Origin of the sequence: Microcella pacifica (genome assembly GCF_009371975.2) — a bacterium.
GTDB classification, from domain to species: Bacteria; Actinomycetota; Actinomycetes; order Actinomycetales; family Microbacteriaceae; genus Microcella; species Microcella pacifica.
The window spans coordinates 88,250-108,659 of the sequence record NZ_VIKT02000008.1; the positions used below are offsets into that span (position 1 = coordinate 88,250).

Genomic DNA, 20,410 nt, shown 5'->3' on the forward strand with positions numbered 1-20,410 from the left:
CTTAGGCGCGGCGTCGAAGCTTGCGGCGCTCCCGCTCGGAGAGCCCGCCCCAGATGCCGAAGCGCTCGTCGTTCTGCAGGGCGTACTCGAGGCACTCAGAGCGCACCTCGCACGTTGTGCAGATCTTCTTCGCGTCGCGGGTCGAGCCGCCCTTCTCGGGGAAGAACGCTTCGGGGTCGGTCTGCGCGCACAGCGCGTCGGCCTGCCAGGCGAGGGCGCTGTCGTCATCGTCGGTGTCGCGCGCGCGCCGCACCCCGGGCACTCCCAGTCGAACCGGGTCGACGAACCAGTCGCCGGGTACCGTGTTGCGGTATTTGCTCATGTGATGCTGCCCTCCCCCGTCACGTGGCGGACTCTGCCGCGTGTGCCCTAATTACACTCGTGTCATTCGCTCGCGTCAAGTCGCGGGATAGTAAAAGGTTCGACTGAGTATTCAGGGTTGCGACGCGCCGGGAAAAGTGCAAGCGCGGCGAGGGATGCTCAGCAGAGGCTGCCGTAGAGCACGCGGTCGCTCAGCACGGCCTTGCCGCCGAGCGCGTAGATCTCTCGCACGAACATGCCGGAGATCTCACGATAGTTGTCGAGGCTCAGGCAGCGCTGCGTGCTGAGGTAGATCGGCGCGCCGAGAGCGGCGGCGAGCGGGCCTCCCGAGAGCGCGTCGGCGAAGCCCGTTCCCGTCGCGAGGAACGCGTAGTCGGGCGCGCTCTCGCGGAAGAAGGCCTGGTTCATGAGGAGCGCCGTCTCGTAGCGATCGTCGCCCCCGAAACGGTCGACGTCGGGGTCGCTCGGCAGAGCGCTCAGCGACGAGGCGATACCGCTCGAGACGCTGCTCGCGCCGCCCGCGATCGCCACGTACTGCGGCGCGATATCCGTGAGGAAGGAGCGCGTCGCGACATCGAGCGAGGAGCGCTGGCCGTCGACGAGCACGACCGCGCCGCCGACGGAGCTGATCGCCGCACCCGCCGCGAGCGCGTCGGGGAAGTTGCGCCCGGTCGCGACGGCGACATTGTCGATCGCGCCCGGCCAGGCGTCGGCGACGATCGCCCGCGACGTGTCGTAGCGGTCGACGCCGGCGATACGGTCGACTTCAGCGTCGGGCAGGAGGCTGCGCACCGTGCTCACGACGCTCGAGCGGATCGCGGCGGTGCCGCCGACGATCACGACGCGGCCCGGATCGAGGCGGCGCAGCTCGGAGCGCACGATGCTCGGCACCGCGTCGGGGCGCGTGAGCAGCAGCACACCGCCGTTCGCGGCCGCAGCGGGGCCCGCCGAGAGGGCGTCGGCGTAGCCCAGCCCCGTGGCGAGATAGACGACATCCGCTTCGCCGTCGTCCACGAAAGCCTGCGAGATGGCGACCGAGGTCTCGTAGCGGTCGGCGCCGGCGATGCGGCCGCCGGCGAGCTCGATGGGAGCAACAGTGATGGTCGGGAATGCGTAGGCGAGATCCTCGCTCAACGTCACGGTGTCCGCCTCGAACCAGAACTCGCGGTCGTTCCAGTACTCCTTGCCCGGCGCGTCGTTCTCGATCGTCAGCACTTCGAGCCGGTAGCCGCCCGCGGGCAGCCCCACGACGCTGAAGTCGCCGTCGCCGTCGAAGGTGCTCACGGTGTCTTCGAGGAAGTACTGCCCCGAGTCCTCCCGCCAGAACCGCACGAGCGTGTTGCCGGTCGTCGCGGGCTGCGTCGCTCCGCCGCCCGAAGTGCTGATGAGGATGCGCCCGGTGACCTCTCCGGCAGCGGCGGCGGTGAGGCCCGGCGTCGGCGAGGGCACGCGGCCGCCCGCGCCCGGGTCTGCCGCGGGGGTGAGCCCGGCGGGCGGGGCCGGGTCGATCGTGCGCGCCTGAGCGGGCAGGGCGGCGAGGGGCACCAGGAGGGCCGCAGCGGCGACGGGAGCGAGCAGGCGAGCCAGGAGGGTGGAGGGCACGGCGGTCCGATCAGAGTTGACGAGCGACGTGCGCTCTCGAGCATTTCTCTGACTCTAGCGGCCATGAGTCATGCTCGGGTGTCCCACCTTCTGGGGACACCGCACACTCCTAGGCGGATGCCCGCCGCGCCTCCCACGCCGAGTCGACCATCTCGGCGAGCGTGTGGCGCATCGCCCAGCCGAGGTCGCGCGCAGCGAGCTCGCCGCTCGCCACGATGCGCGGCGGGTCGCCGGGGCGCCGCTCGGCCAGCTCAGGTTCGACGGCGATGCCGGTGACGCTCGCCACGGCATCCATGATCTGGCGCACGGAGACGCCGTCCCCCGAGCCCAGGTTGTAGGCGGGCTCGAGCGGCTCGCCCGCCTCGAGGCGGCGGGCCGCGGCGACGTGGGCGAGCGCGAGGTCGGCCACGTGGAGGTAGTCGCGCACGCACGTGCCGTCCGGCGTCGGGTAGTCGGTGCCGTAGATGCGCGGCTGGCGCCCTTCGGCGAGCGCGTCGAACACGAGAGGAAAGAGGTTGTGCGGGCTGGTGTCGCGCACGGCCGGGTCGCCCGAGCCGACCACGTTGAAGTAGCGCAGGCTCGTGTGCCGCAGCCCTGCGGCGATCTCCTGGTCGCGCAGCAGCCACTCGCCGATGAGCTTCGACTCGCCGTAGGGACTCGTCGGGTTCTTCGCGGTGGTCTCGGTCACGAGGTCGACGTCGACAGCGCCGTATACGGCCGCCGAAGATGAGAACACGCACTGCTCCACACCGGCACGCTGCATGGACTCGAGCAGTGTGATCATGCCGGTCACGTTCTGCTCATAGGTATGCAAGGGGCGCTGCACGCTCACGCCCGCGTACTTGAAGCCGGCCACGTGGATGACGCCCGTGACGTCGTGGTCGGTGAGCGCAGCAGCCACCGCCTCAGCATCGAGAAGGGATGCGCGCACGAAGGGCACACCCTCGGGAACGAAGGCGGCGTGCCCGCTCGAGAGATCGTCGAGCACGACGGGCGCGAGACCCGCGTCACGGAGGGCGCGGACGACGTGAGCACCGATGTAGCCGGCGCCGCCGGTGACAAGCCAGGTCATGGCGTCAACGCTAGTGCTCGCGGTGCGGCCTCAGTCGTAGATGCTGCGCAGGTCGTCCAAGTGCACCCAGTAGGCGTTCGGGTCGTCGAGCTCGAGAGCCGCATCTTCGGTCACGTAGACCCAGAGGCGCTCGCTCCACAGCACTCCGAGCCTCGTGCCCGCGTCGACGTCGCCGATGGGCCCCTCGCCGGGGCTCGCGAAGCGCCTCGTGTCGCGCACGGCCTCGAGCCCGAGTGCGGGGAACTCGGAAACCGCCTCGACCGGGCCGTAGAGGCTCTCGTGCACGGTGCGAGTGATCTCGGCGAGGGCCCAATTCGTCGTGCCGCCCTGCCCCATGATGGTGATCACGTAGGTGCCGTCGTCGGTCGAGACGATGGCCGCGTCGGTGTTCACGAGCCCATCGTCCACGGCGAGCAGACCCGGCTTGTCGACGACTGCGGCGTTCACCGGCACACCGGAGGGCGCCCGTTGCCGGTAGATCTGGGTGGCCATGAGGTCGAGCAGCAGGGAGCTCGATTCGGCGCTCAGCAGCTCTCCCGCGTGCAACCGCGCCAGCAGCAGGGCGAGGTCATCCGCGCTCGTGAGCTTGGCCGGGTTTGCGGCGTCGTCGCCATAGCCGTCGGGGTACGTGGTCGTCGGGTAGCCCTCTCGGGCGAACTGCGCACGCAGGCTCTGCTCGCCGAGCAGGTCGACGAGCTCCCAGTGGCAGTTGTTGTCTGAGATCACGATCATGGCGCGCAGGCAATCGTCGACACTCACCCCGGAGCGCACGGCGTCGTCGAGGGAGAGGGCGCCCCGGTCGACGCGATCGAGCGCCGCGTAGGCGGCGAACAGCTTGATGACACTGGCCGGCTCCCGAGGCTCTGCGCCACGGATGCTCAGCTGACGCTGCTCGCCCGTGAGTTCTCGCACCGCTACCGCGTAGTCGCCCGAGAGCGTGACGAGCCGCTCACGTACGGCAACCTCGAGCGGCGACCCTGGGTTCTCTTCCCCGCTCTGCGCCTGAACGTCCGACACCGGGGGCGGCGCGCCGCTAGCGCACGAGCCGAGAGCCAGCACGGCGGTCACGGTGAGCGCGAGGACGATGGGCGCGATGCCCGGTCGACGCGATGGCGGCATGCCTCTATCGTCGCGGATAGTCGTAGTAGTTGCGCAGCGATGAGGAGCGCACCCACACGTAGCTGCCGTTGTGCACCACCTGGTACCAGGTGCGCGCGCTCGCGTAGACCTCGATGCGGCGCCCGGAGGGGAGGGTTCCGAGCTGGTCGCTCGTGCTCGCGTAGCGGTAGTAGGGCGTGGATCCCGTCGTGACGGCGTTGAGGTCGCTGTACGACGCGCGGGTGCCGATCGGGCCGTTGAAGTGCTCGTAGGCGACGCGGCCGAGCTCGCGCACCCCCGCCACCGTGGCGCCCCCGCTGCCGAGGACGGCGATCGCGTAGGAGCCCGCCGGCGAGGTGACGATGCCCGCATCAGACTGGAACCAGCCCGCCGCCGACCAGGCCGAACCGGTCTTGTTGGCGACGGGGGTGCCTGCCTCGACGCCCGCGGGCAGCTTGGAGCGCCACAGCTGCGTCTCGAGCATGGTGATGAACAGGTCGGTGCTCTCGGGGCTCAGCAGCTCGCCCCGGTCGAGGCGGCTCAGCAGGAGCGCGAGGTCGTCGGTCGTGGAGACCTTCGCGGGGTAGTAGACGCCGCTGCCGCTGTAGCCGTCGTAGACGGTACGGCGGTAGCCGTCTGACCAGAACTGGTTGTTGAGGTTCTGCTTGCCGACGAGGTCGACGAGATCCCAGTGGCAGTAGTTGTCAGAGACGTGGATCATCGCGCGCAAGCAGTTCTGCACGCTCACCCCCGACCTCGTCGGAGTGCTCAGGGAGAGCAGGTCGCGGTCTACGCGGTCGAGCACGGCGTACGCGACAAAGAGCTTGATGACACTCACCGGCTCCTGCCGCCGGGTGCCGCTGATGCTCACCGACGTCTGCAGGCCCTCGACTTCGCGCACACTCACGGAGTAGGTGCCGGGCAGGGTGCGCAGTCGCTGTTCGAGGGCGGCCTTGAGCTCGGCGTTGCTCGTCGCCCGATCATCGGCCACGGTGGTGCACGCCTGGAGCGAGGCGACGCGTGACGACAGCACGGCAGTGCCGCCGAAGAGCGTGATGCGGGCGGCGTCGAGCCTGTCGAGCATCGCCTCGCGCGCCGCGCGGGGCAGGCAGGTGGGCCCTGACAGGTAGAGAGGTGCGTTCTCGATACCGGCGAGCACCGCGCCCGAGAGCGCGTCGGCGTAGCCCGCGCCGGTGGCGACGAACGCGCGCTCGGCGGTCGGGAAGGCGTGCGCGTTGATGGCGACGGCGGTCGCGTAGCGGTCAGGCCCCGCGAGGCGCTGCACCGTGTCGACGGCGAGGCTGAGCTCGATGCCGCTCGAGATGACGCTCGCGCCGCCGGCGATGTAGGCGGTCTGCACGCTGCGCGAGGCGATGAGCTGCCTCGTGGCCGAGTCGAGCGACGACGATGCTCCGTTGACGAGCAGCACGGGCACTCCTGCCGCCCCAGCGGCGGCCGCGGCGGCGAGCGCGTCTGGGTAGTTGCGGCCGGTCGCGAGGTACACCGTGTCGCTGGGCGGCGCGAAGGCCGTCACGAGCGCGCGGGAGGTCGCGTAGCGGTCGGCGCCCGCCACTCGGCGCACGTCGAGCCCGAGGCGCGTGACCTGCGTCGCGACCGACGACGTCACGACCGCCGTGCCGCCGACGATGACGACCTCGGCGGGCGCAAGACGTGTGAGTTCGGCCGCGACGACGCTCGGCAGCGAGCGCGAGCCCGTGAGCAGCAGCGGCCCGCCGAGCGCGGCGGCGAGAGGCGCTGCCGAGAGCGCGTCGGGGTAGTCGACGCCGCTCGCGAGAAAGACGATGGGCACGCCGGGCTCGAAGGTCTCCTGCGAGACGGCCACAGCCGTGGCGTAGCGGTCGGCTCCGGCGAGTCGGTCAGCGCTGCTGGCCGCCGTCGGCGCGGCCTCCTGCGTCGCGACCGGCGTCGGTTCGGTTTCGGTCACGGCGACCGCTGCCGTGTCGAGCGATCCTCCCGCGAGCGCACCGCTGGTGAGCGCGCCGACGAGCAGCGCTACCCCTGCAATCTTCATAGCCCCCATGACCGCTCACCCCCCGGTGCGTCGCCTTCAGAGTAACTGACGCGCGCGACGCGGTGCTGATCTCGCGGTCAGGCCCGGGGGTGCTGGCCGGTGGCGATTACGACGCGGCCCGTGCCCTGGATGCTCAGGGCCGCGTCGTCGCAGTACGCCGCCTGCCCGCGCTCGAGCACGAGCGACCCCTGCAGGGTGGCGCTGCCCTCGAGGCACAGCGCGATGGTCGGGCCCCGGGCATCCAGGGTCACGCCGCCTGCGGCGGCTCCCGAGTCGATGACGGTGAGGGCGAAATCGACGACGTCGGGCGTGAAGCGCCGCACGCCGGGGGCGACATCGACCGGGTCGATGCGGGGTTCCGGCACGGGTCGAGCGTCGAGCACGGCCATGAGCTCGGGCACGTCGACGTGCTTGGGGGTGAGGCCGCCCCGTAGCACGTTGTCGCTCGATGCCATGACCTCGATCGCGAGGCCGCGCTGGTAGGAGTGAATGTTGCCGGTGGGCAGGTAGAGCGCCTCGCCCGGCCGCAGCACGACCGTGTGCATGAGGAGGGAGAGCAGGATGCCCGGGTCGCCCGGGTAGTGATGGGCCAGGCGCCGCACGGTCGCCCAGCTCTGCGTGTCGTCTGCGGTGCCGTCGAGGTGCGCGGCGGTGCGCGTGGCGGCCGCGACGAGCTCGGCGATGTGCTCGCCGCCGTCGATGATCCAGCGCACGATGTCGGGCAGGGCCGAGTCGCTCGAGAGCTTGTTCAGCACGGGGCCGAGGTCGGTGCGCTCCTCGAGCTCCTCGTCGTCGCCGTGGACGATCGCGATGTGGGCGCTGTGCAATTCTGCGCGAACCGCGTCGAGGCTGCGAAAGCCGGCGAGCGCGATGAAGGGGTCGCTGAGCGCGTAGATGAGCTCGGGCTTGTGCAGCTCGTCCTTGTAGTTGCGCGTCGGGTCGTCGAGGGCGATGCCCGCCTTGTTCTCTCGAGCGAAACCTGCGCGCGCCTGCGCGATCGTCGGGTGCGCCTGCAGGGAGAGCGGCTCGGCCGCGGCGAGCACCTTGAGCAGGAAGGAGAGCTTGTGGCCGCGGGCCTGCAGGTGCGCCGCGAGATCTGGCTCCTCGGCGCCCTCGACGATGCGCGCGGGCGCGCCGGGGTGGTCGCCGAGCCACAGCTCGGCCTCTGGCTCTCCGCTCGGGGTGGTGCCGAGCAGCTCGGCGATCGCGGTCGTCGACCCCCACGCGTAGGAGCGCGGAGTGTTCTCGATGCGCAGTAGCACGATGCGGCCTCCCGGTTGTCGACTCCACGCTAGCGAAGCCCGCGGCATCCGCTCGTGCGCCGGTTCGTGCGCACCCGACAAGCGGCAGGGGCGGGTGCGCACCGGCCGTGGAGCGCCTCGACAACAGCCGAGTATCCGCCCGGCCGCCGGGCGTAGCCTCAGCCCATGACCTTCCCCACGCTTGCCAGCGACTTCTACGGATTCGAAGCACTGCTCGCCGACCACGAGAGAGACGCCCTCGTGCGCCTGCGCACCTTCCTCGAGGCGGAGGTGAAGCCGCTCGTCAACGACTACTGGGAGCGCGCGGAGTTCCCTCGGCAGATTCTGCCCGGCCTGCACGAGCAGCAGGTGTTCGGCAACCTCTGGGAGGAGACGAAGGCGGGCGACTTCAGCGCCGTGTACGGCGGCTGGACGGCTCTCGAGATGGCGCGCGTCGACGCGAGCGTCGCCACCTACGTGGGCGTGCAGAACGGCCTCGCGATGGGCTCGATCGGTGTCGCCGGTTCACCCGAGCAGCGCGCGGAGTGGCTGCCGAAGCTCAAGACCGGTGACGTGGTGGGTGCGTTCGGTCTGACCGAGCCGCTCTCGGGCAGCGACTCGGCTCAGGGTCTGCGCACGACCGCTACGCGCGAGGGCGAGGAGTGGGTGCTCAACGGCTCCAAGCGGTGGATCGGCAACGCCACGTGGAGCGACATCACGATCATCTGGGCCAAGAGCACGGAGGACGGCCAGGTCAAGGGCTTCATCGTGCCGACGAACACGCCCGGCTACTCGGCGACAAAGATCGAGCGCAAGCAGTCGCTGCGCATCGTGCAGAATGCCGACATCGAGCTGACCGACGTGCGCGTGCCCGAGTCGCACCGCCTGCAGAACGCGAACTCGTTCCGCGACACGGCCGCCGTGCTGCGCCTCACCCGCGCCGAAGTCGCGTGGGCCTCCGTCGGCACGGCTATCGGCGCCTACGAGGCCGCCGTCGAGTACGCGACGACGCGCGAGCAGTTCGGCAAGCCCATCGCCCGCCACCAGCTCGTGCAAGACCTCCTGAGCCGCAGCCTCGCCAACATCACGGCGAGCATCGCGCTGTGCACGCGCGTGTCGCAGATGCTCGACGACGGCGTGCAGCGCGACGAGCACGCCTCCCTCGCGAAGGCGTTCGCGACGACCGCGATGCGCGAGACGGTCGGCCTGTGCCGTGAGGCTCTCGGCGGCAACGGCATCGTGCTCGACTACGACGTGGCTCGCTTCCACGCCGACGCTGAAGCGCTCTACAGCTACGAGGGAACGCGCGAGATGAACAGCCTCATCGTCGGCCGGGCGATAACCGGCATGGGCGCCTTCGTCTAGGCCTCTGAGCAAGCGCCGTGTGAGCGCATCCGCTCGAGCGAGCGTGCGCACGCGCGCTCGACCGCAGCGATGCAGCCGGTTCTCGCGCCGCAACGCGCCCGCGTCATAGAGTGTTGCTCGACTGGCCCACCCGACTTGGAGCGCTCATGAGCAACGACCCCTCACTCTCGTCTGGAATCCGCGACGAGCAGACCGTGACCCCCGAAGGCAAACCCGTCGCGACGACGATCGACGGCGTCAAGGTGCGCTCGACACCCCACCACGTCGACCACCGCGGCACGGTCTTCGAGATGTTCGAGGGCGTCGGCGACTACTGGGATGAGCCCGTCGTCTACGCCTACCAGTTCTCGGTCCGCCCCCACCAGATGAAGGGCTGGGGCCTGCACGAGCGCAAGGCCGACCGCTACACGATCATCTCCGGTGAGGTGCTGCTCTTCCTCTACGACGCCCGCGAAGACTCCCCGACGCACGGGGTCAGCATGAAGCTCGTGCTCTCCGACCGCGGTGTGCGGCAGGTGACGATGCCGCCGTACGTGTGGCACCTATCGGTCAACGTGGGCTCGGTCGACGCCCACCTCGTGAACTTCCCCACCGAGGTCTACCACCACGAGTCGCCCGACCGGCTGCTCCTGCCGTGGGACAGCCCCGACATTCCGGTGGATGTCAGCTCGCACCTGCCGAAGTTCTGACTGCGGATGCCCCGGGTCGCCGCGGTCATCCCCACTCTCGGCACCGACGTACCCCGTCTCGCCGCCGCCGTGGAGGCGGTGTGGGCGCAGAGCCCCGAGGTCGATCTGGAGGTCGTCGTCGTGGTCAATGGCGCCCCGCTCTCCGAGACGACGGGGTGGGATGCTCGCACGCGAGTGATCTCGACCGGCATCAATCTCGGCTGGGGCGGCGGGCTGCACGTGGGCCGGGCCGCGACGGACGCCGAGTTCATCTGGCTCGTGCAGGACGACTCGTACCCCCAGGAGCACTGCCTGCGCGAGCTCGTCGCCGTGCTCGATGCCTCCCCCCGGCAAGCGCTCGTCTCACCCATCGTCGTGCGCACCGAGCGGGAGAACGACTCCTCCCCGACGGTTCCGTACGCCCGGCGTGCGAGTTGGGGCGGCGTGCTCGCAGCCGACGGGGCCATGCACCACTGGGAGCCGAGGCGAGACACTCCGCTCGATGAGATCGGCGCGATTCCGCACCTCGACTACGTACCGAGCCGCGGCATGCTCGTGCGCTCCGCGGTGTGGGACGAGGTCGGCGGCACCGACCTTCGCGCCTTCCCCGTGGGATGGGTCGACGTGCTGCTGTGCTCGGCGGTGCGCGCGGCCGGGCACATGATCGGCCTCGCGCCGACGGCGCGCATCCGTCACGATCGCTCCGCCTCCACGCCGACGATCCTCAACGGCTATGTGCGCGAGCGCGGGCCGCGCCTGCTGAGGAAGGCCGGCATGCCGCCGGCGAAGGCCTCCGACGCCGTGCCCGAGCATGTGCTCACGGGCACGCTCTCGAGCGCGACAGCGTCGGTGCTCGAACTGGCGGCGTACGCCGAGCGCACGACGGTGCCTCGCCCGCAGCACGAGGCGGTCGAGCAGAAGCTCGAGCGCGTCACCCGCGATCGCGACCGAGCTCGGCGCGAGCTCGAGGCGCTGCAGGGGTCTCTGTCGTGGCGGGTCACGGCGCCGCTGCGGCGACTGCGCGGTCTCGCCCGTCGACGCTCCTGAGCCCGAGCGCCCGCCTACCGGTCGGCCGGCAACCAGCCTGCAGCGCGCCCGACGTCGCGGAAGTAGTGCACGGTGTCGCGCAGCCCGTTCTCCAACGGCACGCGCGGCTCCCACCCCAGCTCGCGCTGCGCGACGGTGATGTCGGGTCGACGCTGCTGCGGGTCGTCGGCGGGGAGCGGGAGGAAGACCAGCTCGGAGTCGCCGCCCGTCAGGGCGATCACGGCGCGCGCGAGGTCGAGCATCGTGCTCTCGTGGGGGTTGCCCATGTTGATGGGGCCCACGACGTGGTCTCCCGCCTCCATCATCGCGATCATGCCCTCGACGAGGTCTGATATGTAGCAGAAGCTGCGCGTCTGAGAGCCGTCGCCGTAGATGGTGAGCGGTTCGCCCTTGAGCGCCTGCACGATGAAGTTGCTCACGACGCGGCCGTCGAGCACGTGCATGCGAGGCCCGTAGGTGTTGAAGATGCGCAGCACCTTGATCGCGAGCCCGTGCTGCCGGTGGTAGTCGAAGAAGAGAGTCTCGGCGCAGCGCTTGCCCTCGTCGTAGCAGCTGCGCACCCCGATGGGATTCACCCGACCCCAGTACTCCTCAGACTGCGGGTGCACCTCGGGATCGCCGTAGACCTCTGACGTGGAGGCCTGGAGGATCGGAGCCTTCAGCCGCTTGGCGAGGCCGAGCATGTTGATCGCGCCGAGGACGGAGGTCTTCGTCGTCTGGACCGGATCCCGCTGGTAGTGCACGGGAGACGCAGGGCACGCGAGGTTGTAGATTTCGTCGACCTCGACATGCAGGGGCAGTGTGATGTCGTGGCGCAGCAGCTCGAAGTTCGGGTTCTCAAGCAGGTGCGCGATCGAATCGCGCTCGCCCGTGTAGAAATTGTCGACGCACAGCACGTCGTGGCCGCGCGCGAGGAGCGCCTCGCACAGGTGAGAGCCGACGAATCCGGCACCGCCGGTGACGAGTGTGCGGCGACGGTTCATGATGCTGCCTCCTGAGTGAGTGCGCGTGGTGGGAGTTCAGAACGTGAGTCGGGCGGCGACTCGTGGCGAGATCCAGATCGCGTTGATGTGCGTGCTCGCGTAGCGCGTGTAGCCCGCTGCCCGGAGCGCGGGCAGGTCGCTCTCGGTGAATCGGTTCGTCTCGGTGTCGAAGGGGTTCTCGACCACGACGACCTGTGGCGCCGCGGCAGAGAAGTCGATCTCGTCGAGGACGGCCGCATCGAGACCCTCGATGTCCACCGAGAGCAGATCGAGACCCGTGGTGGAGAAGTGCTCCTCGATGATGCGGCCGAGAGCGAGCGTCGGCACCGTGAGCGTCTCGCCGCCGGGGCCGTCCTTGCCCAGTTGCCGAGCGAGCGTCGCGCGCTCATCGAGCACGGTCGACCAACCGCGGTCGACCGTGCGGTGGAAGCGGATGCTCTCGCTCGCGGCGAGCACCGCGGGTACGACGGCCCCCTGAAGTACCGTGTCGCGAGGACGTTCGCGCGCGTACTGATCGACATACTCGGGGTCCGCCTCGACGAGCACACCTCGCCCGCCAGCCTCGTAGAAGAGGAAGGTGTTGTTGTCGCCGACGGGCAGCGCCGCCCCGACATCCAGGTACCGCACGGCGCCGGGGGCGACTCCGATACGGCCGAGGATGTAGGCGCAGATCCTGTCCTCGCCTGCTTGGGAGTAGGACGCTGGGCCCTCGAGCCTCGACAGCTCGCGCGCGCGCTCCTGCGCAGCCTGCTCCCGCTCACGCGCCCGCTCGTCCTCTTCGCGAGCTCGCGTGACGCGCTGCGCCTCGACCGTCGCGAGGCGGTCGCTGAGAGCATGCTGCTGCGCCACGAGAGTGTCGATGAGCTTCTGATCGACACCTCGCGGAGCCTCGGCCCGCGCCCCGCTCGATGCCGACGTGCGATGAATCTCGCGCAGGAGCGCCGCGAAGTACGGCCGCGCGAGGAAGAAGATGAGGCGGCGAACCGGATTGGTGAGGAACCGCCAGCGGGTGCGTGAGACTCCCGACTGGGCGAGCGCGGCGAGGGATCGTGGCATGGGTCAACTCTCCTGTAGCTGCTGGGCGAGGTTGTGCTTGAGCGCCATGAGCGCGTACGTGCGCCAATCGAGGCGCTCAGGGCGAGCACGCCGATGGGCCGTGGAGGCGAGTACCTCTTCGACGGTGGACACGCAGGTGTCGAGGTGCAGGTCTTCGCGGCACAGCATCATGCCGGCCTCCCCCATGGCGGCGAGGTCGACACCGCCCCCGCACACCCTCTGCATAGCGTCGGCAAGAGACTCCACGGTGCGGTCGATGAGCACGCAGTGGACACCATCGACCATGCGCTCGGTCACGCCGGCTCCGCCCGTGATGATCGGCACGCAGCCCTCGGCGGCCGCCTCGACGGGGGCGAACCCGAATGGCTCCCGCTCCCACGTGGGGAAGAGGAAGGAGTCGGACCGGCGATAGATCTGCTGCAGCTCGGCCTGCGAGCGCCAGCCGCCGAAGCGGACGAGGTCGTCGAGCCCGAGCGAGTGCGCCAGATCGACCGCCCAGGGCAGATCGCCGTCACCGTAGATCTCGAGCGAGAAGTCGATGCCCGCTCTCTCCCGCATGAGTGCGGCGGCCTCCAGGATGAGCCCGGTGCCCTTGTTCGCATGCACACGACCGGCCGCAACGAAGCGGACGCGGCCCGCGGGGGCGTAGTCACGCTCGGGCAGCTCGAGCGACGCGGTCGACCACCCTGGCACATACACGGCGCCCTGCGCGACCGAGTAGCCGCACAGCTGCTCAACCTCGCCCAGCAGACGGCGACTCATCGAGATGATGCTCGCCCCGTCGTAGAGCGTGCCATCGTGCGCGCCGAAGAGCGCCAGCACGTCGGGGTTGAGGTCGGTGCTCACCTCGACGGGCACGCGATCCATGAGGTGGAGCGCCCACGGGTAGTCGAGAACCTGCAGCGCATCCATGAGTGCGAGCCCTCCGATGCCGAAGACGTTGAAGAGATAGACGCAGTGCGGCTCGAACTCCTCGATGTGCTGCAGCATCGTCGCGGTGTTCGTCGGGTGGGAGGCGCGGGCGAGCACGGTCGCACCGGGCTCGACCGATCGCCGAGCCCGCATCGCGGCCGGGGTGTGCGCGGTCATCTGCAACGTGCGCACAACGTGAGGCTGAGGCTGATCGGCCAGCCTGGTCGAGGGCGAGGTGAGAACGCGCACGTCGTGGCCGCGCGCGCGCAGAGCGTCGACGAGGGTGCGGCAGCCCATCTCGTAGCCGCCGATGTGCATGGGCGGGTACAGGTTGCTCACCACGAGAATGCGCATCAGTCGAGCACCCCCTGGTAGACCTCGAGGAGGCGACGACCTGCCACCTCGAGACCGAAGGTGCGCACGACATGCTCGCGCACGTCCGCGCTCGACAGCCCGGGTCGCCAGGTGCCCTGCGCCCACTCGCGCAACGCCTGCGCGAGCTCCTCGTCGTCTCGGAAGAGTCGACCCGCGTCCGTTCCCGCAATGAGCTCGGGCAGCGAGGCGGTCTTGGCGAGCAGCACAGGGGCCCCGCAGGCCATCGCCTCCAGCGGCGTGAAGCCGAGCAGTTCCGGCTTCTCGACGCGTCGACCGTAGGCGTCGAGCGTCGTGGACGCCTGCACGAGAAGGGCGGACGTCGAGTAGTGGCGCCTCACCATCTCGTCGTCGGCATCGTGCACGAAGGTGACGTCCTTGCCGCGTGCAAGACCTTTCACAAGGTCGAGGTACGGCTGGTCGTACGGCTGCCCGATGATGGTGAGCGAGAGTTGAGGGGGCAGCGCCCGCACGATGCGGTCGACCCCCTTGTGGGGCAGGATGCGGCCGACGCAGAGAATCCCCTCGCCTCGCAGTCCGTCCGCCTGCTGCGGGTGGAACGTCTCGGTATCGACCGGCCCGAGGATGACCTCGTGACGGCCCATGATCGAGGAGCCGATGAGCGCACCGGCGTAGGCCGAGATCGAGACGACGGCGGCTGCGAGATCCATCCCGCGACCGGCGAGCATGTTCTCGTCCGCCCCGCCGCCGAGGTCGGTCAGCACGACGGGAATTCCCATGGACGCGGCGGTCGCGGTGGCATAGGCACCGAAGACGGTGAGCGACTGGTGCACGTGCACGACATCCGCACCGACAAGCGCCTCGCGCAGGTGGTGCGAGATCGCGTTCATCGGCCCCGGGCGCTGCGTGTCGTTCGGGAGGGTCTCCAGCCTGATGCCCTCGACGATGACGGAGGATCGTTCGCCACCCAGCGAGACGATGCGCTGGTCGACGGGCACGTGATCGGCCGTGGCGGCACGCGCGACGGCACGCGCGACGTTGGCGACGTAGCGTTCGCCGCCGCCGAGTACCGAGCTCGACGAGAACGAGGTGGGGGTCAGATGGGCGATGGTCAACTCGGGAGTGCGGTCTGGCGTGGTGATCAGGGCCTCCTCGGCGCCGAGGGCGTTCGGTCGGCGTCGACCATGCGCGCGACGACCTCCTCGAAGCGCACGGTCGGCTGCCACCCGATCGCTGTGCCGGCACGCTGCGGGTTGCCTCTCAGCTCGGCGATGTCGGCAGGCCGCAGCAGCGCATCATCGTGGCGCACGTACCGGCTCCCGTCATCGATGCCGACGTGCGCGAAGGCTGCCTCCACGAAGTCACGGATGCTGTGGCTCTCGCCCGTCGCGATGACGAGGTCGTCGGCCACATCCGCGCAGCGCCGCAGCGCGTCGGCGTAGTCGGGGGCCCAGCCCCAATCCCGCCGGGCGTCGAGAGCGCCGAGCACGAGCGTGTCGGCACGACCGTCGACGATGCTCGCCACCCCTTGGGTGATCTTGCGCGTGACGAACGTGGGCGGGCGCCGGGGCGACTCGTGGTTGAAGAGGATGGCGTTCGAGGCGCGCACGCCGCGGTGCCGGTACGCCTGCACGAGGTGGTGACCGAGAGCCTTCGCGGCCCCGTAGGGGTTGGTCGGCGCGATGGGCGTCGACTCGTCCTGCGGTGCGGGAGCGTCACCGAAGATCTCCGCACTCGAGGCGTGCACGACGCCCACCTCTCGGCCGACCCGATCGGCGAGCCGCTGCGCCGAGTCGAGGATCGTCGCGGTGGAGGCCCCCGTCACGACGGCGTATTCGCGAGGGTTCGCCCACGATGCCCCCACGGCCGTGAGGCCGCCGAGGTGGAAGATCGTGTCGGGCTCGAGCCGCTCGACGAGCGAGGCCACGCCTGCCGCGTCGACGAGATCCTGGTCGTGCAGGTCGGCGTCGAGGGTCAGGCCCAGGTCGCGCAGGCTCTCGTCGCCGGGGCGCACGAGCCCGTGGACCTTCCACCCGTGGGCGACGAGGTTCTCGGCGAGGTAGCTTCCCGTCTGCCCGGCGATGCCCGTGACGAGCGCCACGCGAGTCACGGCGTCATCGCCTCGCCTCGCTCGCGCGCGAGGTCGGCGTCGACCATGAGAGAGACGAGTGCCGCGAAGTCGATGGTCGGTGACCAGCCCAGCACGCGCCGGGCCTTGCTCGCGTCGCCGACGAGCTGGTCGACCTCCGCGGGCCGGAGGAGGGCCTCGTCGTGCTGCACGAGGGGCGCCCAGTCGTCGATGCCCACGTGCGCGAAGGCGAGGTCGAGGTACTCGCGCACCGAGTGCGTCTGCCCCGTGGCGACGACGTAGTCGTCTGGCTCGTCCTGCTGCAGCATGCGCCACATCGCGTCGACGTAGTCGCCGGCGTAGCCCCAGTCGCGCTGTGCGTCGAGGTTGCCGAGCGTGAGCGAGCTCTGACGGCCCGTGGCGATGCGGGCGACCGCGCGGCTGATCTTGCGGGTGACGAACTCGGGCGAGCGCATGGGCGACTCGTGGTTGAAGAGCATGCCGCTCGACGCGTGCAGGCCGTACGACTCGCGGTAGTTGATGGTCATGTGGTGCCCGAACGCCTTCGCGACGCCGTAGGGCGACCGGGGCCACAGGAGGGTCGACTCGTTCTGCGGCACCTCCTGCACCTTGCCGAACATCTCGGAGCTCGACGCCTGGTAGAACCGCACGGGCCGCGCACCCGCTCCCCCGTAGAGCCTCACGGCTTCGAGCATCGTGAGCACGCCCTTGGCGGTGACGTCGGTCGTGAGCGCGGCGTTCTCCCACGAGTACGCGACGTAGGAGATCGCCCCGAGGTTGTAGACCTCGTGGGGCTCGGAGGCCTCGAGGGCGCGCAGCAGGCTCGAGAAGTCCAGCAGGTCGCCGGTGAGTATGCGCACGAAGGGCAGCTCGCGCTGGATCATCTCGATCTTGGGATTGCTCTGCCCCCGCACGAGGCCGAACACCTCATACCCCTTGTCGTGCAGGAGTCGGCTGAGGTAGTAGCCGTCCTGCCCCGTGACGCCGGTGATGAGGGCTCGTCGCATGCGACAACTCTGCCACGCCTCGACGCAGCAGGGTCACGTCACCGCACTAGGCTGATGCCCATGTCGTGGCTCCGCGAGCGCCGAGTGGCTCTTGCCGGCCTGACCCTCTTCACGCTCCTCGCGGGCGATGCCTGGCGGTACAGCCTCAGCTGGTACGGCTGGGGCGCGATCATCGCTCTGCTGGGCCTCGCGTGGCTCGCCGTAGCCGTGCGCGAGCGCGTCGACCTGCGCCGCGTGCCCGTGGCGCTGGGAGCGGTCGCCGCCTACCTGACCCTCTCCATCGCCTGGTCGGCGTATCCCGGCGCTTCCGCCATCGGCGTGCTCGTGACCCTCATCACGGGGGCCGTCGCGATCGTCATGACGCAAGTGCTGACCCTCGGCGACGTGGTGCGCGCCCTGAGCGCGGCGACGCGCTGGATACTCGGCCTCTCGCTGATCTTCGAGCTCATCGTGGCCACGCTCGTGCGGCAACCGCTGCTGCCATTCTGGACCTCCTACGAGGAGCCATACCCTGCAGCGTTCAACTGGTCCCGCAATGCGCTGCTCGAGGGCGGGCGCATCCAGGGCATCACCGGCAACGCCAACCTGCTCGCCTTCGTGGCCCTGGTGGCCGTGATCGTGCTCGCGGTGCAGTGGCGGCTGCGGCAGACCGACCCCGGCCACGAGGCCTCCCTGCGCCGACCCGCGGTGCTCGGCTGGATCGCGATCGCGCTCGGCGTGCTCGTGCTCACGCGCTCGGCCACCGTGATCATCGCCGGCGTCGGCGTGGTCTTCGTGCTGGGCGTCGTGCTGCTGGCCCGCCAGCGCCCGGGTCGAGCCAGGCTGGCGGTCTACGGCGCCGCGGTGGCCCTGGCAGGTGCCGCCGCCGCCGCGGTGGTGGTGCTGCGCGACACGCTGCTGACCCTCGTGGGCCGCAGCGACGATCTCACGGGCAGGCTCGACATCTGGTCGGCGGTCATCGACCTCGCCCAGGAGCGGCCGTGGTTCGGCTGGGGCTGGGTGAGCTACTGGGCCCCGTGGGTGGAGCCTTTCGACGATCTGGTCGTGATTCGCGGCGTCACCTACCTGCAGGCGCACAACGCGTGGCTCGACGTGTGGCTGCAGCTGGGCATCCTGGGTCTCATCCTCGTGGCCGTCCTCGTGCTCACAACGGTCGCGCGCACCGTCGCCTGGGCCGTGGATGCTCCGCGCGGCGATGCCCTCGACCCCGCTGCCCTGCGCCTCGCCCCCGTGCTCCTCCTGGCCATGCTCCTCGTGCACAGCCTCGCCGAGTCGCGACTGCTCATCGAAGCGGGTCTGCTGCTGCTCGTGTGGATCGCGGTCGCCTCGCGCCGGCATGAGCTGCGCGGGCGGCGCGCGGAGGCGACGGCATGACGCCCGCGATCCGCGCGGTCGTGGGCTCGGCGCGCTTCAGTCAGGCGCTCACCGAGGCGATCGTGGGTTTCGCCCTCATCACCGGTGCCGTGCGCGCGATCATGGGCTGGCCGGGCGCTCTCGGCCTGCTCGCGGGGCTCGTCGTGCTCGCCGCGGCGTCGCTGTGGGCGCAGCCGGAGCGCATCGAGTGGCGCGGGGTTCTGCCGATCTCGGTCATGGCGCTCTTCGGGCTGCTCACGGTCAGCGTCATCTGGAGCCAGTACACCTGGGTGACGGTCGGCGGCATCGCCTACGCGCTCGGCTTCGGAGTGCTCGGCCTGTACATCGCGCTCGTGCGCGACCTCATCCAGCTCGTGCGCGCGGTCGGTAACGCCCTGCGGGTCATCCTCACCGCCTCGTTCGTGCTCGAGATTCTCAGCGGACTCCTCATCGACACTCCTCTGACCTTCCTCGGCATCTCGGGCTCACTCGCCGAGGGCGGCCCCATCGAGGGACTCGCCGGTACCCGCAACGCCTTCGCATTCCTCGGCGCTCTCGCGATTTTGAGCTTCTGGATCGAGGTGCGCACACGCTCGGTCTCGCGTGCCGTGAGCGTCTACTCGCTCGCCCTCGCCGCGGCGACGATCATCTTCGCCCGGTCGCCGGTCTCGCTGCTCGTGCTCGCGGCGGTGCTCGCCGCCGGGCTCGCCCTCGTGCTAGTTCGGCGCCAGAGGACGGTCGCGCGCCGGGCGACGCAGAGCGTGCTGCTCGTCTCGCTCGCCGTGTTCGGCGTGCTCGCCTGGCTCTTCCGCACCGCCCTCGTCGACGCCGTCGACGCCGCGACCGATGTCGAGGTGCGCACGAGCGTGTGGGCCCGCGTCACGGGCTTCATCGACCAGTACCCCGTGCAGGGCTGGGGCTGGGCGGGCAAGTGGCCCAACGAAGTCTTCCCGTTCGCGGTCGTCGCCGACAGCACCGGCCGGCAGCCGCCCTCCGCACTCAACGCCTACATGGATATCTGGCTGCAGCTGGGGCTCGCGGGCCTGCTCGTGCTCATCGTGGCGCTGGCCCTCGCCTTCGTGCGGGCGTGGCTCGTGGCCTCCGAGCGCCGCAGCACCGTCTACGTGTGGCCTGCGCTCACGCTCGTGCTGCTCGCGACGACGAGCATGACCGAGAGCTACCTGCTCTACGAGGGAGGCCTGCTGCTCTTCGTCACCTCGGCGTTCGCCGCCGCCCGCAACCGCTCCTGGCGCGGGCGGCTCGACTAGCGTGCTCGCGCGGCGAGCACCGAGTCGAGAATGTCGTCGAGGTCGTGCCGCGCGCGCCAGCCGAGCTCGTCGGCGATGCGGCTGACGTCGGCGACGACGGCGGCGGGGTCGCCGGGCCTGCGGGGGCGGGTGACGGTGGCGGGAGCATCCGAAATTCGATGCCGGATGCCCTCCACGACGTCACGCACACTCGACCCGACCCCCGTGCCCACGTTGTAGGTGCGGTGCGGCTCGGGCTGCTCGGGCAGGGCATCCAGTACGGCGAGGTGCGCGTCGGCGAGGTCGCGCACGTGCACGAAGTCGCGCACGCACGTGCCGTCGGCGGTCGGGTAGTCGTTGCCGAAGATCTGCGGTGAGCGCCCGGCGTCGATCGCCTCGAGCACCATGGGCACGAGGTTGAGCACGGCCGTGTCGGCCAGGTCGGGCCAGCCGGCGCCGGCCACGTTGAAGTAGCGCAGGCTCGTGACGCGCAGGCCGTCGGCGCGGGCGACGTCGGCGGCGAGCCACTCCCCCGCGAGCTTCGTCTCGCCGTAGGGGTTGACGGGCACAGTCGGCGCGTCTTCGGTCACGACCCCGTCGGCGTCGCCGTAGACGGCGGCGGAGCTGGAGAAGACGAGGTCGCGCACACCCGTCGCGACCATGGCCTGCAGCACGGAGGTGAGAGCGCCGACGTTCTGCCGGTGGTACCAGAGCGGTCGGGCGACCGATTCGCCGACCTGCTTGCGGGCCGCTAGATGGATGACCGCCTCGACGCCCTCGTCGGCGACGAGCCGCGCGAGCACGCCGGCCGCGCCGGGTTCGGCGAGGTCGAGCTCGTGGGCGGGCATCCCGTCGATGCGGTGGCGCAGGCCGTGCGCGAAGTCGTCGACGATCACGGGGGTGTCGCCGCGGTCGGCGAGCACACGGCAGATGTGCGAGCCGATGTAGCCGGAGCCCCCGGTGACGAGTACGCGCACCCGGCCA

General features: G+C 70.3%; 18 protein-coding genes. 5 read left to right on the forward strand and 13 right to left on the reverse strand.

What is annotated here, in order from left to right; translation table 11 throughout:
- Position 1: 1 nt before the first annotated feature.
- From FK219_RS06395 to manA, 6 genes are all read right to left on the reverse strand, one after another.
- On the reverse strand, positions 2-322 hold the full coding sequence (locus tag FK219_RS06395; RefSeq protein ID WP_152582431.1) for a WhiB family transcriptional regulator: 321 nt from the start codon (positions 320-322) through the stop codon (positions 2-4).
- Positions 323-480: 158 nt separating this feature from the next.
- Positions 481-1,923 carry a cell wall-binding repeat-containing protein gene (locus FK219_RS06400; RefSeq protein WP_152582432.1) on the reverse strand — a complete coding sequence of 481 codons (1,443 nt, stop codon included), beginning with the start codon at positions 1,921-1,923 and terminating at the stop codon, positions 481-483.
- A 109-nt stretch (positions 1,924-2,032) separates the two neighbouring features.
- Positions 2,033-2,995 carry a UDP-glucose 4-epimerase GalE gene (gene galE, locus FK219_RS06405; RefSeq protein ID WP_152582433.1) on the reverse strand — a complete coding sequence of 321 codons (963 nt, stop codon included), beginning with the start codon at positions 2,993-2,995 and terminating at the stop codon, positions 2,033-2,035.
- A 30-nt stretch (positions 2,996-3,025) separates the two neighbouring features.
- Positions 3,026-4,114 (reverse strand): serine hydrolase, encoded by a 1,089-nt coding sequence (locus tag FK219_RS06410; protein WP_165638068.1) that lies wholly within the window; start codon positions 4,112-4,114, stop codon positions 3,026-3,028.
- 4 nt (positions 4,115-4,118) lie between these two features.
- Positions 4,119-6,125 (reverse strand): cell wall-binding repeat-containing protein, encoded by a 2,007-nt coding sequence (locus tag FK219_RS06415; RefSeq protein WP_165638069.1) that lies wholly within the window; start codon positions 6,123-6,125, stop codon positions 4,119-4,121.
- A 77-nt stretch (positions 6,126-6,202) separates the two neighbouring features.
- The gene (gene manA / locus FK219_RS06420) at positions 6,203-7,387 is read right to left on the reverse strand and encodes a mannose-6-phosphate isomerase, class I (protein ID WP_328821621.1); all 1,185 of its coding nucleotides are present in this window, start codon (positions 7,385-7,387) and stop codon (positions 6,203-6,205) included.
- Positions 7,388-7,552: 165 nt separating this feature from the next.
- On the opposite strand from manA, the gene FK219_RS06425 reads away from it, so the two are divergent.
- From FK219_RS06425 to FK219_RS06435, 3 genes are all read left to right on the forward strand, one after another.
- On the forward strand, positions 7,553-8,731 hold the full coding sequence (locus FK219_RS06425) for an acyl-CoA dehydrogenase family protein (RefSeq protein ID WP_152582436.1): 1,179 nt from the start codon (positions 7,553-7,555) through the stop codon (positions 8,729-8,731).
- A gap of 146 nt (positions 8,732-8,877) precedes the next feature.
- Entirely contained in the window at positions 8,878-9,420 is a 543-nt protein-coding gene (locus FK219_RS06430; RefSeq protein WP_152582437.1) for a dTDP-4-dehydrorhamnose 3,5-epimerase family protein, read from the forward strand.
- Positions 9,421-9,426: 6 nt separating this feature from the next.
- Positions 9,427-10,446, forward strand: a complete 1,020-nt coding sequence (locus FK219_RS06435; RefSeq protein WP_152582438.1) for a glycosyltransferase family 2 protein — start codon at positions 9,427-9,429, stop codon at positions 10,444-10,446.
- A gap of 14 nt (positions 10,447-10,460) precedes the next feature.
- Here FK219_RS06435 and FK219_RS06440 read toward each other — a convergent pair whose 3' ends face one another.
- Genes FK219_RS06440 through FK219_RS06465 form a run of 6 tightly spaced genes read right to left on the reverse strand, consistent with a single transcriptional unit; the run spans position 10,461 to position 16,826 of the window.
- Positions 10,461-11,429: a UDP-glucuronic acid decarboxylase family protein gene (locus tag FK219_RS06440; RefSeq protein WP_152582439.1), complete on the reverse strand. Its 969-nt coding sequence runs from the start codon at positions 11,427-11,429 to the stop codon at positions 10,461-10,463.
- Between the two features lie 36 nt (positions 11,430-11,465).
- Positions 11,466-12,485, reverse strand: a complete 1,020-nt coding sequence (locus FK219_RS06445; protein WP_152582440.1) for an FkbM family methyltransferase — start codon at positions 12,483-12,485, stop codon at positions 11,466-11,468.
- A gap of 3 nt (positions 12,486-12,488) precedes the next feature.
- Positions 12,489-13,751 (reverse strand): glycosyltransferase family 4 protein, encoded by a 1,263-nt coding sequence (locus FK219_RS06450; protein ID WP_152582441.1) that lies wholly within the window; start codon positions 13,749-13,751, stop codon positions 12,489-12,491.
- Positions 13,751-14,845 (reverse strand): glycosyltransferase family 4 protein, encoded by a 1,095-nt coding sequence (locus FK219_RS06455; protein WP_165638070.1) that lies wholly within the window; start codon positions 14,843-14,845, stop codon positions 13,751-13,753. Before FK219_RS06455 ends, FK219_RS06450 begins: the two co-directional genes overlap by 1 nt.
- A 26-nt stretch (positions 14,846-14,871) precedes the next feature.
- Positions 14,872-15,840, reverse strand: a complete 969-nt coding sequence (locus FK219_RS06460; protein WP_152582443.1) for a GDP-mannose 4,6-dehydratase — start codon at positions 15,838-15,840, stop codon at positions 14,872-14,874.
- Entirely contained in the window at positions 15,837-16,826 is a 990-nt protein-coding gene (locus FK219_RS06465; RefSeq protein ID WP_152582444.1) for a GDP-mannose 4,6-dehydratase, read from the reverse strand. Before FK219_RS06465 ends, FK219_RS06460 begins: the two co-directional genes overlap by 4 nt.
- A 60-nt stretch (positions 16,827-16,886) precedes the next feature.
- On the opposite strand from FK219_RS06465, the gene FK219_RS06470 reads away from it, so the two are divergent.
- Together FK219_RS06470 and FK219_RS06475 are read left to right on the forward strand one after the other, a co-directional pair.
- On the forward strand, positions 16,887-18,200 hold the full coding sequence (locus FK219_RS06470; protein ID WP_165638071.1) for an O-antigen ligase family protein: 1,314 nt from the start codon (positions 16,887-16,889) through the stop codon (positions 18,198-18,200).
- Positions 18,197-19,447 carry an O-antigen ligase family protein gene (locus tag FK219_RS06475; RefSeq protein ID WP_152582446.1) on the forward strand — a complete coding sequence of 417 codons (1,251 nt, stop codon included), beginning with the start codon at positions 18,197-18,199 and terminating at the stop codon, positions 19,445-19,447. Before FK219_RS06470 ends, FK219_RS06475 begins: the two co-directional genes overlap by 4 nt.
- Here FK219_RS06475 and galE (FK219_RS06480) read toward each other — a convergent pair.
- Positions 19,444-20,403, reverse strand: a complete 960-nt coding sequence (galE, locus tag FK219_RS06480; protein WP_152582447.1) for a UDP-glucose 4-epimerase GalE — start codon at positions 20,401-20,403, stop codon at positions 19,444-19,446. The two genes, FK219_RS06475 and galE (FK219_RS06480), sit on opposite strands and share 4 nt — an antisense overlap.
- Positions 20,404-20,410: the final 7 nt, after the last annotated feature.